Raw genomic sequence first — 11,952 nt, 5'->3', positions numbered from 1 at the left:
CTGAACTAACGTCCAGGCCTTCGCGTATCCACAAGATCTTTGTCGCTGTGGGCCGCGTCCTGGTCGGCGCGGGGTGGCTGGACAACAGTCATGGGTCGAGCACGGTCACGAACCCTACTGTGGCGGTAGTGGTCCTAGCTAGACGTCGCGGCTCTGGGGCGGGTTCGGCTCTAATCCCTCTGCCATCCGGACCGACTCAATGACCTGGGTGATGGCTTCGACGCCACGGGGGGACAGTCCGCTGAGCCGGGTGGCGATGCGTTCGAGACCACTGTTCTTGATCTTGAGCAGTAGCTCCAACTCGCTGGCGATGGCCCGAGATTTCTCGTCGTCAAAGAAGTAGGCCGGCGGGACGTCGAAGAAGCTGGCGAGCGCCTCAAGATGCTTCTTCGTGGGGTTGTCACGCTCGTTGTTGCGCAGGTACCACAGGTAGGAGCCGGAAATTTTCAGACCCTCGCCGCCCCTGCGGCAGATCTCCGCAGCGACCTCGTCGTTGGTGTAGGGCTTGCCATCGGGACGCCTGACAACGTCGAACAGCCTATTGATCTTGGAGGCCAGGTTCCACTCCGCGTCGGTAGCCAGTCCGGTGTCGTCCTGCCCCTGAGGCGGCTCGTTCGCGGTCATCAGAACCCCCAGGAATTATGACTGTCGTGAGAGTTTCGAGAAAGAAGCTCTCACAGTGGTTGACAAGCGGTGCTGGTGACAGTCTAGGGTGGGGGACAGCCGCCCTTCAACTGGCGTGACAGCCCGATCGTAGGGCGGCTGACTCAAATGAGTCGCAACGGGGGGCGCGGGGATGTCGACGAGGGACGCAGGGCCGGGGGGAGCCCTCCCTCGTCGACACCCCCGTCATGCGGCAGTCCGGTGATTCCAGTCCGGGTTGAGCCCGGCGGGATGCGCCTTTTCGGGATCAGGGCGGGCATTCTGTGCTACCAGTACCGAGGCGCGACTCAACCTTTGGTATAGCTGCGGCGTTATCAGGACATGGAGCGGCCGTCGAGCTTTCCGGACTTCGAGGACTTCGTACGCGGCAGTGGCCGGCGCCTCCTCCGGTTCGCCATCTTGATGTGTGGCGACCCATCGCACGCCGAAGCTGTCCTACAGACAGTCCTGGAGCAGACCTATCCGCGGTGGAACCGGTTGCGCGACGGCGATCCCGAGCGCTACGTACGCCGCGCGATCGCCAACCGGGTCATCAGCCGATGGCGGTCACCTGGGTCCGCCGACGCGTTGCGGAGGTGCCGGGCAGCAGAGGCACTCGGCTGCTCGGTTGGAGCGGTCAAGAGTCAGCAGGAGCCGCGCCCCTGACCCGAGGGAAGTCACCAACCGCCCCATCGGCAGCCCTTCGAGGAGGCCGGGTTCGAGGCCCTCGCCAGGACGGCTTGTGGCCTGTCGCCCCAGGCCAGGGCGACAGGCCACAAGGTGTCCGGTCGAAGGGCGGCGGTCAGGAACTCTTGGGGAGTTCCTCGGGCCACCGCTGGCGGTCGACGTTGGTCTCCCACTCGGCCACCGGGCCCGACCCCCCAGCACGGGCCGCGGCCCGGTCGACGATCGGGACGTCCGCCCCGCCCACCAGCTGATGCGTTCCGCGCCCCTGCTCCGTCTTCGCGGCCAGCACGTAGGTCGTGCCGGGCCGCAGCAGGGGCTCGCCGTCGACCCGCCAGGTGTCCTTGCCGAGGGTTCCACCCAGCTGGACCACCCGCAGCGTCTTGACTGGCTCGCCCTTGAGGGTCTGGTCCACGGTGACGTCGTAGACGGTGTAGGGCGTGCCGTCGCGTTCCTGCACCTCGGCGATACGGTCCACTGTCGCGACGACGACGTAGTCGGCGAAACCCGCTACCTTCGTCTCATCCTTCACGTCAAACGCGTAGGACGAGTGCACCGAATGTGTCTCACCGGCGCGCAGCGAGTCGTAGGCCAACCACCCGCCGGAGGCCACCGCAACGGCGGCGGCACCTGCGACCAGCGGTCGAACAAGGCGGTGGTTCATGCTCAGGACCCCCATACGCTGTGATACGAGTTGATGTCCCACGACTGCAGGTTGTTGCTCATGTTCGGGTTGTAGCACGCCGGGCATGAGTCCATCACCGCAATCTCCGGCCCGTGGCCGAGCTTCAGGGAGTGCCCGAACTCGTGGGTCATGACCGCATGCTTCTGCGATTCGTTGTATCCGTCCATGTAGTGTGTGTTCAGTTTGATGTCATCCGCGCCCACGCTGAAGCCTGAAGGTCGCCAGCGTTTCCGGGAACAGATCTGTTTCGGCCAGTTGCAGCCGGGCGACAAACTACCCTTCTTCGCCGCCCTCTGCGAGCACTACGAGGTCGGCAACACCGTCATCCGCGCCACCGTGCTCCTCCTCAAGACAGAAGGGTTGATCGACGGCCGGCAGAGCAAGGGCGCACACGTGGCGAACCCACTTCCCCAGTAGTCCACACGCCGATCCAGCCGACTGCATCTGCTCTGGATGCCGATCATGACAATAACCGCGAAGCCGACAGCACCACGGCCAGCCTCACCGCCGGCGGCGTCCAACAGACGTCGCACGATCTCCCATGATGATCCGCACGTGGCTCGCAGCACGCGATGCCGGCGGGCCCGTTCCCACCACATGCCGGCAGAAACGGGCCCTCCAAGCCCAACGCAATCAAGCCGCTATCCGACGCAACCGGGCACGTTGATGCAGTTGTTTGGCTGATTCTTGACTACGACGGTACCCGTGGCCGTGTTCAGGTTAACCGTTCCCGAGTTGACGATGCCTCCGCCGTTGCTGGTGGCGATGTTCTTGATGACCTTCGTGTTGGTGAGCGTGACCGTGGCGTCGACGCCGACGTTGAAGATTCCGCCACCAAGTGGTGCCTGATTAGCCGTGATGTGGGTGTTCCGCACGTTGAGTGTGGAGGCGAATACGCTCGCGGAATTGACGATTCCTCCACCGTTCAGAGTACCGACGTTGTGCGCGATTGTGCTGTCCTCGACGGTGGCCACGGTCGCAGCGTTGAAGCCTCGGAGGGTGAGGCCGCCCCCCTGAAAGGTGCCGGTGTTGTTGATGGCCGTGACGTGGCGTAGGGCCAGCATGCCCCCCTCCGCGAAGACCGCGCCGCCGTTGCTGGCTCTGTTACCGGTGATGGCGGTGTTGGTGATGGTGACGTTCGCGTTGAAGCCGCCGGCACCTCCACCAGCCTCGCCGGCTCGGTTACCGCTGATAGTGCTGCCCGTCACGACCGTGGTGCCGCCGGGGAAACTACCGACACCACCACCGAGCCCGCCCACGAGGGCGTTGGCCATGTTTGTGGTGACAGAGGAATTCTTGATGGCGAGTTGACCGGTGTTTCCGATGCCTCCGGCGGCGGTTGCCGCAGTGTTACGGCTGACGGTGGAGTGTTTGACGGTGGTGGTGCCGTTGTTGGCGATACCGCCGCTACTTCCGCTGCCGTCGCTGCCAGCGATGTTGCGGGTGACGGTGCTGTGGTTGGTGGTCAACGCCCCTCCGGTGTTGACCAGGATTCCTCCGCCGTCGCCGTCGGTCTGTCCACCGGTGATTTTCAGGTGGTTGAGGGTGAGGTGGCCGCCGGTGTCGACGGTGATGATGCGGAACTGCTCGACGTCGGCGGCGCGCTCAATGGTGGTGTGTCTACCGCCGTTGAAGGTGATGGGGGCGGTGATGGCGGGTAGGCCGGCACCATCGTCGATGTTGGCGGCGAGGAGATAGGTGCACTTCTTGGCGAGTTCGAGCACGGCGCCGCCGCGGGCGTTGGCCAGGGTGATCGCGGCGATGAGTTTGTCCGCGTCACAGGGGATCGGAATGCCCTTCGGCTTCGACTCCTTCTTCCCCCTGCCCGTGCCGGGCTCACCCTTGCCGGACTCTCCCCCGCGACGGCGTTCGTCGGCGGAGGTGAGCGGGCGTCCGACCGCGTCCGCGGCCGGGACGGCGACACCCATGGTGGTGAGAGCCAGGCCGGTCACCGCGGCCAGCCCCGCAGCCCACCACCGCCACCGTGACCCCGGCCAGCCCTCGTCGGGGCAGGCCGGTTCGTACCCCCGGGTACGGTCCTGATGGTTCATCGCGATCTCGGTGTCCTTCCCCGTGAACGGCGAGGAACTTCGCCGCCCCGAGGGCAGACCGGGTGGTGTTCCTCGGCTACCGGAAGGCGGTAGCAACCATCCCGAGCTAAACCCAAAGTTAGCCTCACAAAGGCGCTAACATGACTTATCCCCTCCAAAACGTGACATAACCCCTCAATTTACATACCTGGCTATCCGACCTGCCGGAGCTCGTGGGTGTCCGGGACAGCGTGCCTCGCGGCTAGTGAGGCAGTTCTCTCACGGCAGGCGGTACGAGATCGGGTGCGCCCCAGCCGTCGGGGACGGACAGCCCGGCCTTCCGCCGCGCCAGGACGGCGGCGCCGACCTGTGCCGCCTGGGCACCGAAGGCGGAGCGCAGCACCGGGGGCGGGGTCCGCCAGGCGAGGGCGTCACGCATCGCCTCGCGCACCGGGTCGAGGAAGGACGCGCCCGCCTCGGCCAGCCCACCTCCCAACACGACCCGGGCCGGGTCGAGAGCCAGGGTGAGGGTGGCCAGGGCGATCCCCAACGCCCGGGTCGCGTCGTCCCAGACGACGCGGGCGTCCGGATCGGTACCCACCGCGTCGGCAATGGCTTGGCTGTCCCACCCCGACCCACCGACACGCCGGGCATAGCGGCGGGCCATCCCGCCGGCCGAGGCGTACACCTCCAGGCATCCCCGCTGCCCGCAACTGCACGGCTCCCCGCCCGGGTAGACCGGCATATGGCCGACTTCACCGGACGCGCGGGTCGCGCCGGCCAGCGGGACGCCGTCGACCACCACCGCCGCGGCGATGCCGGTACCCAGGGGCAGCAGCAGGAAGTTGTCCAACCCGACGGCCACACCCGCCGTGGCCTCCGCGACGCCGGCTGCCCGGGCGTCGTGCCCGATCGCCACGGGCAGTCCGAGGTCGCCGCTGATGAGGTCGCGCAGTGGCACATCACGGAGGCGGAGGTTGGCCGCGTACCGCACCACTCCGTCCCGCTCGTCCACGAGGCCGGGCGTCACCACGCCGATCGCGGCGGGTTCACTGCCGAGGGAGAGCGCGTGCTCGCGCAGGTGGCGGCACAGGGATCGGATCGCCAGGACGGGGTCGTCGTCCGCCTGCGACGGCGCGGTCAGTGAGCTCAGGAAGCGGCCGTCCTCGCCGACCACGGCCGCCTTGATGGTCGTCCCGCCGACATCGACGGCGAGGACACAGTGGCCCTCGGGCTGGGTCACGCCGCTCACCCGAGCACCACGGCGAGGTCCGTGTCGAAGTCACGGTCCAGGGGAAACATGGGCCGCTCCACGTTCTGGTACGGCAGTCGCGCGAGGTCCTGATCGACGCCGCCCGGGGTCAGGGCGAGCAGCCAGTCACCGGCGGCGGAGAAGAGTTCCGGCTCCAGATAGCCGATCTTCACCACGACCACGTCCACCTCGTCGACGCGGACCCCCAGCCGGGCGTACGACGCCAACAGCCGGTACTGCATCCGGCGGGACGTGACGAAGACGCTGAGCCCGCCGACCCGTACGCTGACGCAGCGCCCACCGTCGGGGTCGTCAGCGACCGCCTCCAGGATCCCGTCGAGTTCCAGCGGGCCCGGCGGCCGGGAGTCGATCCGCCCGCCGACCACCACCCGGACCGGTGAGCCGACCGGTTCGTCGGCGACCAGCGCCACCGCCTGCGGATCGACCAGCGAGGCGAAGACGGCACGACACGAGCCGTCCCGGATCTCGGGGCGGGCCAGCATCCGGTCGAGAGCGAAGGTGACATCGTCGGCGCCGCCGGCACCCGGGTTGTCCCCGGAGTCGCTGATGAGAAACGGCCGCTTCGCCGGATCGGCGACGGCGGCCAGGGCGGTGTCGAGACACTCGTCCAACGAGCCGGTGGGAGCGACGAAGGTGAACTCGTCCCGGGCCGCCCAGAAGTGTTCGCCGAGCTCGCGGGCTGCCTCGGCGGTGCCGGTGGCGTCGGTGCCGGTGACGACGACCGCGCCCTGACAGCGTGCCTGGTCGGCCCAGGCGAACCCGACCCAGATCGCCGCGTCGATCACGCCGTCCCGGGCCTCGATCTCGGGGATCCGCGCGTACAGCCCCCGGGCCGGGTCCTCCCGGGTGCTGGTCATCTCACCGGGCAGCAGGATCGGCACGTGGACCAGCGCCTTGTGCGGACGCTGCTGGCGGCGCAGCGCCGCGACGAGGTTGCGCGCGGCCCGCTCCCGGGTCTCCCACACGTCGACGTGCGGGGCGGTGCGGTAGCAGGTGAGCAGGTCACAGGCGGCGAAGAGCACCGATGAGACGTTGCCGTGCAGATCCATCGCCGCCGACAGGTACGGCTCGGGCCCGATCACCGACCGGATGGCGGTGACCAGGTCGCCCTCCGCGTCGGTACGGCCAACCACGCTCATGGCACCGTGGATGTCCAGCAGCATGCCGTCCACGGGCCCGGCCGCGGCGAGCTTCTCCACGATCTCCGCTGCCCATTCCTCGTACGCTGCGGCGTCCACCACGCCGCCGGGCAGGGCCCGGGCGTGCACGAGTGGGATCCACTCGACGTCGGCGGCCCACGGCTGCGGCGGCGAGAGCCAGCCGTACCGCGACAGCAGCGCCGCCTCCCGGGTCACCTCGAAGTCGTCGGCGGTGCTCAGGTGCGGGGAGAATGTACTGGATTCGATGTGGATGCCGCCGATGGCGACACGGAGGGGACGAGGCACAGGTGTTGGCTCCTCAGGTGGGTCGTACGTCGACTGTCTTGCGCAGCAGGTGCCCGAGGCCGATGAGGGCCGCGTCTGAGCCCGCGTCGCTGGCTTCGATAGTCAGGGACTGGGTCATGGACGGTAGGCAGCGTTCGTAGAGCATGCTGCGGGTCGCCGCCACGTAGACGTCGAGGCTGGACAGCGCACCGCCGATGACGACGGCGTCGGGGTTGAGGAAGTTGACCAGACCGGAGAGCGCCACGCCCAACAGTCCACCGGCGTGGCGCACCATGGTAACCACGGTCGGGTCGGCGTCGCCGGCCGCCGTGATGATCTCCCGGATGGTGGCCGCCGAGGAACCTTGCTCCGCCAGCTGGCGGGCCAGGGCGGCACCGCTGGCGACGGTCTCCAGGCAGCCCTGGCTGCCGCAGGAGCAGTGCCGCTCGCCGCTGTCGGCTACCCGTACGTGGGTGACGTCGCCGCTGAGTCCGCGCCCGCCACGGTGGATCTGTCCGCCGCTGACCAGGCAGGCACCGATGCCGGTGCCGGCCTTGACGTAGATCATGTCGCCGACTTCCTGACGCCGGGTGACGTACTCACCCATCGCCGCCGCCTTGGCGTCGTTCTCGACGATCACCGGTACCTGCAAGTGGTCGGTGAGGTGGGCGCCGGCGTCGACGCCGCTCCAGCCGGGCATCCGGGCCGGGCCTACCAACCGCCCTTTCGGGAACCCCACCGGGCCCGGGAGGGCGACGCCGACCCCGAGCAGCGCCTGACCAGGGGTGGTCGACGCCAGGAGGCGGGTGAAGGTGGCTCCCACGACGGCGAAGACCTCCTCGGGCCCGACGGCGATGTCAATCTCCACCTCCTCGGTGGTGCGCAGTTCGCCGCCGGGCGTACACAAGCCCACCCTGGCATGCCTGCCGCCGAGTTCCGCGACACCCAGAACTCCCTTGGTCTCTCGCAGGCGCAGGATCCGGGGGGGTCGACCACCGGTGGAGCGGCCCATGCCCTCCTCGGCGAGAACACCCTCCTCCAACAGCCGGCGCACCACGGCGGTAACGGTTGACGGAGCGACCTGCAAGGCCTCGACGAGGTCGGCGCGGGACGTGGCCGCACCTCTGGAGAGCAGGTCGAGGGTCTGATCGCGCAGCGTGGCGGAGATCGGTGGCTCCAAAGTTGCCTCTCCCTTGGTCGGATGGTTCTCAAGCGCCCGCCCCGGTCGTGTCGCAGCTCGAAGTCGGGGGTGGACTCCGGCCGCCCAGGCGAGGAAAACGGTCAATGCTTCGGGCGACTTCGATCGTACACCGGCAAAACTTAGTGAATGAAGTGGGTAATTTTCGTTGACGTACCACTTCCACCTGGATACATTCTTCGCGTTGATCGCCGAGGCAGCGCCTGGCGGGGTACCCGGCCAAGGCGCCGACACCCGGTGACGTAGGGGCACGTGCACATCACACGAGGAGACTCATGACGAGCAGATTTCCGGGCCGCGCCCTGCGTGGCGCGGTGGCGGCAGCCGCCACGATCGCCCTCGGGGCAGGTCTGGTCGGCTGCGGTGACAACAGCGGATCGTCCAAGGACGGCGGTAGTCAGGGCAAGGACACCGTGACAGTCGCCTTCCGGACCCCCAACTGGATCCTGCCGATCTCAGCGCCCGGCTTCACCCAGGGGGAGAACGCCATCTTCGGCCAGGCGCTCTACCGCTCCCTCTACCAGTACCGGCTGGACGGCACGGCGCAGTACAACATCGACCCGGAACGCTCGATGGCCGAGCCACCGCAGGTGAGCGACGACGGCCGAACGCTGACGATCACGTTGAAGGACAACTCCTGGTCCGATGGCACGCCCATCACCACCAGGGACATCCAGTTCTGGTACGACCTGGTCACGGCGAACAAGGACAAGTGGGCGTCCTACCGGGCCGGCGGCTTCCCCGACAATGTCGACGAGTGGTCGATCAAGGATGAGAAGACCTTCTCGATCACCACCACGGAGGTCTACAACACCGCGTGGTTCGTCGACAACCAGCTCAACCGCATCACGCCCCTGCCCCAGCACGCCTGGGACAAGGACTCCGCGACCGCCGACGTGAGCGACCTCGCCAGCAGCCCGGAGGGCGCCAAGAAGGTCTTCGACTTCCTCATCGCCGCCTCGAAGGACCCGAAGACGTACGACTCCAACGAGTTGTGGCAGGTCACCAGCGGCGCGTGGAAGCTGGAGAAGTACGTGCCCAACGGTGAGGTCACCCTCGCCGCCGAGCCGAACTACTCCGGCACGGACAAGCCGAAGCTGTCCAAGGTCGTGTTGCGGCCGTTCACCAGCGATGACGCCGAATTCAACGTGCTCCGCGCCGGCGACATCGACTACGGGTACGTGCCAGCGGCCAACATGTCCCAGACGAGCTACCTCGAGTCCAAGGGATACACGGTCTCACCGTGGTACGGCTGGTCGATCACCTACCTCCAGCTCAACTACAACAACCCGAAATCCGGCGTGCTGTTCGAGCAGCCCTACCTTCGGCAGTCGCTGCAGATGCTCATCGACCAGCCGACAATCAGCAAGGTGATCTGGTCGGACACGGCCGCGCCGACCTGCGGCCCGGTACCGGCCAAACCCGGCACCAACACCGACACCGCCGGGTGCGTGTACTCCTTCGATCCGGCCAAGGCCAAGGAACTGCTGGAGAGCCACGGCTGGAAGGTAACCCCGGACGGGCAGACCACCTGCCAGTCGCCGGGCACCGGCCCGAACCAGTGCGGCGAGGGGATCGCCGCCGGCACCCCGCTCGAGTTCACGGTGACCAGCCAGACCGGGTTCGCCGCCACGACCAAGATGTTCGCCGAGATCAAGTCACAGATGGCCAAGCTCGGTATCCAGCTGACGATCAAAGAGGTGCCCGACTCGGTCGCGGTAACGCCAACCTGTGAGCCGACCGAGGCGAGCTGCTCCTGGGACATGTCCTTCTTCGGCTCGCAGGGCAGCTGGTACTACCCGGCCTTCGCCAGCGGCGAGCGGCTCTTCGCCACCGACGCCCCGGTGAACCTGGGCAGCTACAGCAACCCGGAGGCGGACAAGCTCATCGAGGCCACCCAGTTCGCCGGCGACGAGAGCGCACTCACGGCGTACAACGACTTCCTGGCCAAGGACCTGCCCGTGCTGTGGATGCCGAACCCGGTGTACCAGGTCTCGGCGTACCGCTCCGGCCTGCAGGGCGTCGAACCGCAGGACCCGATGAACCTCATGTACTTCCAGGACTGGTCCTGGAAGTAGCCCGCTGATCGTCCCGGCTCCGGCGACGCGCCGTGCGTCGTCGGGGCCCCGACCAGGGAGAGGAAGCCGCACAGTGGCCCGGTACCTCATCGCACGGCTGGGACAGGCTCTCATCGTCATCGTGCTCGTCACGGTGATCGCGTTCCTCATCTTGCACCTGCTGCCCGGGGGCGCCGCACGAGCCACCCTCGGCAAGGAGGCGACGCTGGAGCAGCTGGCGGCGTTCAACCACGAGATGGGCTACGACCGGCCGTTGATCCAGCAGTACGGCATGTACGTGCAACGCCTGTTGCAGGGCGATCTCGGCTACTCCTACCAGCTCAACCAGTCTGTCCTCGAGGCAATCGAACAGCGGCTACCCAAAACGATGGTGCTGTCGCTGCTGTCGACCCTGCTCGCCGTCGTGTTGGCGATCCCACTCGGCGTGCTCCAGGCGATCCGCCGCAACCGCTGGCCCGACTACGCCATCACCGCGCTGTCGCTGCTGGCGTACGCCACACCCATCTTCTTTCTCGGCCTCATGATGATCATCGTCTTCTCGCAGGTCTGGCCGATCCTGCCTCCGGAGGCGCCGCAGGGGTTCACGGTGGCCGAGTTGCTCGCCGATCCAGCCGGGCTGGTCCTGCCCACGGCCACCCTCGCCATCGTCACCATCGCGGTCTACGCGCGGTACGTCCGGTCATCGATGATCGACAACCTGAACGAGAACTACGTGCGCACCGCCCGCAGCAAGGGGCTCTCCGAACGACGGGTCGTGCTGCGGCACACCCTGCGCAACGGGCTGTTCCCGGTCATCACGCTGCTCGGGATGTACCTGCCCGCGCTGTTCAGCGGAGCGCTGGTCGTCGAGTCGCTGTTCAACTTCCCCGGCATGGGCCAGTTGTTCTGGCAGGCGGCGCTGAAGCGTGACTTCCCGATCCTGCTCGGGGTCACCGTCATCATCTCGATCGCCACCGTCGTCGGCGCGCTCGTCGCCGACCTGCTCTACGCCGCCGTTGACCCCCGAGTCCGACTCCGTGGGAGCGCCACATGAGCACGCTGTCCGAAGCGGTCGGCCCGGCCGAGCCAACCGACACGCCACCGCGTGGCCTCTGGCGGCAGGGGCTGACCGTCTTCTGCGAGAACCGACTTGCCCTGGTGGGACTGGGCCTGTTCGTCCTGCTGGCCGGGGTTAGCTTCCTCGGACCGCTGGTCTACCAGACCGACCAGGTGCACACGGACCTCGCCTCCGTTCACCTGGCCCCGGGAGAGCAGGGACATCTGCTCGGCACCGACGGGGTCGGCTACGACCAGTTGGGGCGGCTGATGCTCGGCGGCCAGACCTCCATCATCGTCGGACTGGCCGCCGGGGTCCTCGCCACCATCGTCGGCACGCTCCTCGGTGCCATCGCCGGCTTCTTCGGCGGTTGGGTGGACGCCGCGGTGATGCGCGTTGTCGACGCGATGATGTCGATCCCCTCGTTGTTCCTGTTCATGCTGCTCGCCGCCATCGTCACGCCGAGCGCACCGATGCTCATCCTCATCATCGGCGCCTTCGCCTGGCTGGGCCCGGCCCGGCTCGTGCGGGGTGAGGCACTGACGCTGCGCTCCCGTGAGTACGTCCAGGCGATGCGCGGGATGGGCGGCACGGGCGGCCGTGCGGTCCGCCGACACATCATCCCCAACGCCATCGGCACGGTTATCGTCAACGCCACCTTCCAGGTCGCCGACGCCATCCTCTACGTCGCCTACCTGTCCTTCCTCGGCCTCGGCATCCCCCCACCGGCGGCGAACTGGGGTGGCATGCTCTCCGACGGTCTCGCGGACACCTACAGCGGCCACTGGTGGCTCTTGTACCCGCCCGGGATCGCCATCATCCTCATCGTCCTCGCCTTCAACTTCATCGGTGACGGACTCCGGGACGCCTTCGAGGTTCGCCTCCGGCGACGCTAGCAGGAG

General features: G+C 67.6%; 11 protein-coding genes and 1 pseudogene. 5 read left to right on the top strand and 7 right to left on the bottom strand.

Going from position 1 to position 11,952, the window contains the following annotated elements; all coding sequences use genetic code 11:
• Window positions 1-138 precede the first annotated feature (138 nt).
• Window positions 139-624 carry a helix-turn-helix domain-containing protein gene (locus B118_RS0105755; protein ID WP_018222191.1) on the bottom strand — a complete coding sequence of 162 codons (486 nt, stop codon included), beginning with the start codon at window positions 622-624 and terminating at the stop codon, window positions 139-141.
• A gap of 360 nt (window positions 625-984) precedes the next feature.
• On the opposite strand from B118_RS0105755, the pseudogene B118_RS27945 reads away from it, so the two are divergent.
• Window positions 985-1,244 (top strand): annotated as a pseudogene (locus B118_RS27945) (sigma factor); the annotation flags it as partial.
• 200 nt (window positions 1,245-1,444) lie between these two features.
• Here the strand turns inward: B118_RS27945 and B118_RS0105745 are convergent.
• Both B118_RS0105745 and B118_RS27940 read right to left on the bottom strand, forming a co-directional pair.
• The gene (locus B118_RS0105745; protein ID WP_238323864.1) at window positions 1,445-1,990 is read right to left on the bottom strand and encodes a hypothetical protein; all 546 of its coding nucleotides are present in this window, start codon (window positions 1,988-1,990) and stop codon (window positions 1,445-1,447) included.
• A gap of 2 nt (window positions 1,991-1,992) precedes the next feature.
• Complete coding sequence (locus tag B118_RS27940; RefSeq protein ID WP_238323870.1) at window positions 1,993-2,142, bottom strand: hypothetical protein; 150 nt, start codon at window positions 2,140-2,142, stop codon at window positions 1,993-1,995.
• A gap of 55 nt (window positions 2,143-2,197) precedes the next feature.
• Between B118_RS27940 and B118_RS0105735 the strand changes: the two genes are divergently transcribed.
• Complete coding sequence (locus tag B118_RS0105735; protein ID WP_028192489.1) at window positions 2,198-2,428, top strand: GntR family transcriptional regulator; 231 nt, start codon at window positions 2,198-2,200, stop codon at window positions 2,426-2,428.
• Between the two features lie 224 nt (window positions 2,429-2,652).
• On the opposite strand, the gene B118_RS0105730 is transcribed toward B118_RS0105735, so the two are convergent.
• From B118_RS0105730 to B118_RS0105715, 4 genes are all read right to left on the bottom strand, one after another.
• A complete protein-coding gene (locus B118_RS0105730; RefSeq protein ID WP_028192488.1) occupies window positions 2,653-4,062 on the bottom strand; it encodes a hypothetical protein in 1,410 nt (469 codons plus the stop codon).
• A 241-nt stretch (window positions 4,063-4,303) separates the two neighbouring features.
• Window positions 4,304-5,293 carry an ROK family protein gene (locus B118_RS0105725; RefSeq protein WP_027647645.1) on the bottom strand — a complete coding sequence of 330 codons (990 nt, stop codon included), beginning with the start codon at window positions 5,291-5,293 and terminating at the stop codon, window positions 4,304-4,306.
• The gene (locus B118_RS0105720) at window positions 5,290-6,759 is read right to left on the bottom strand and encodes a M81 family metallopeptidase (RefSeq protein ID WP_018811484.1); all 1,470 of its coding nucleotides are present in this window, start codon (window positions 6,757-6,759) and stop codon (window positions 5,290-5,292) included. The genes B118_RS0105725 and B118_RS0105720 overlap by 4 nt, the downstream gene beginning before the upstream one ends.
• A 13-nt stretch (window positions 6,760-6,772) precedes the next feature.
• Window positions 6,773-7,918, bottom strand: a complete 1,146-nt coding sequence (locus tag B118_RS0105715) for an ROK family protein (protein WP_018222184.1) — start codon at window positions 7,916-7,918, stop codon at window positions 6,773-6,775.
• A gap of 293 nt (window positions 7,919-8,211) precedes the next feature.
• Between B118_RS0105715 and B118_RS0105710 the strand changes: the two genes are divergently transcribed.
• The 3 genes from B118_RS0105710 to B118_RS0105700 all read left to right on the top strand — a co-directional run bounded on the left by B118_RS0105710 (window position 8,212) and on the right by B118_RS0105700 (window position 11,946).
• Window positions 8,212-10,014, top strand: coding sequence for a peptide ABC transporter substrate-binding protein (locus B118_RS0105710; RefSeq protein WP_018222183.1), 1,803 nt, complete (start codon window positions 8,212-8,214; stop codon window positions 10,012-10,014).
• Between the two features lie 73 nt (window positions 10,015-10,087).
• Window positions 10,088-11,047, top strand: a complete 960-nt coding sequence (locus B118_RS0105705; protein ID WP_018222182.1) for an ABC transporter permease — start codon at window positions 10,088-10,090, stop codon at window positions 11,045-11,047.
• On the top strand, window positions 11,044-11,946 hold the full coding sequence (locus B118_RS0105700) for an ABC transporter permease (RefSeq protein WP_028192487.1): 903 nt from the start codon (window positions 11,044-11,046) through the stop codon (window positions 11,944-11,946). The genes B118_RS0105705 and B118_RS0105700 overlap by 4 nt, the downstream gene beginning before the upstream one ends.
• The last annotated feature ends 6 nt before the right edge of the window (window positions 11,947-11,952 follow it).

Origin of the sequence: Salinispora pacifica CNR114 (genome assembly GCF_000514775.1) — a bacterium.
GTDB classification, from domain to species: Bacteria; Actinomycetota; Actinomycetes; order Mycobacteriales; family Micromonosporaceae; genus Micromonospora; species Micromonospora pacifica.
Note: the sequence above shows the minus strand (reverse complement) of the source record. Positions and strands in the feature narration are given on the sequence as shown.

What these genes read in the sequence shown, in the direction of transcription:
- B118_RS0105755 (WP_018222191.1), bottom strand. Translation starts at nt 624, where the DNA reads ATGACCGCGAACGAGCCGCCTCAGGGGCAGGACGACACCGGACTGGCT.
- B118_RS0105745 (WP_238323864.1), bottom strand. Translation starts at nt 1,990, where the DNA reads ATGAACCACCGCCTTGTTCGACCGCTGGTCGCAGGTGCCGCCGCCGTT.
- B118_RS27940 (WP_238323870.1), bottom strand. Translation starts at nt 2,142, where the DNA reads ATGACCCACGAGTTCGGGCACTCCCTGAAGCTCGGCCACGGGCCGGAG.
- B118_RS0105735 (WP_028192489.1), top strand. Translation starts at nt 2,198, where the DNA reads ATGTCATCCGCGCCCACGCTGAAGCCTGAAGGTCGCCAGCGTTTCCGG.
- B118_RS0105730 (WP_028192488.1), bottom strand. Translation starts at nt 4,062, where the DNA reads ATGAACCATCAGGACCGTACCCGGGGGTACGAACCGGCCTGCCCCGAC.
- B118_RS0105710 (WP_018222183.1), top strand. Translation starts at nt 8,212, where the DNA reads ATGACGAGCAGATTTCCGGGCCGCGCCCTGCGTGGCGCGGTGGCGGCA.
- B118_RS0105700 (WP_028192487.1), top strand. Translation starts at nt 11,044, where the DNA reads ATGAGCACGCTGTCCGAAGCGGTCGGCCCGGCCGAGCCAACCGACACG.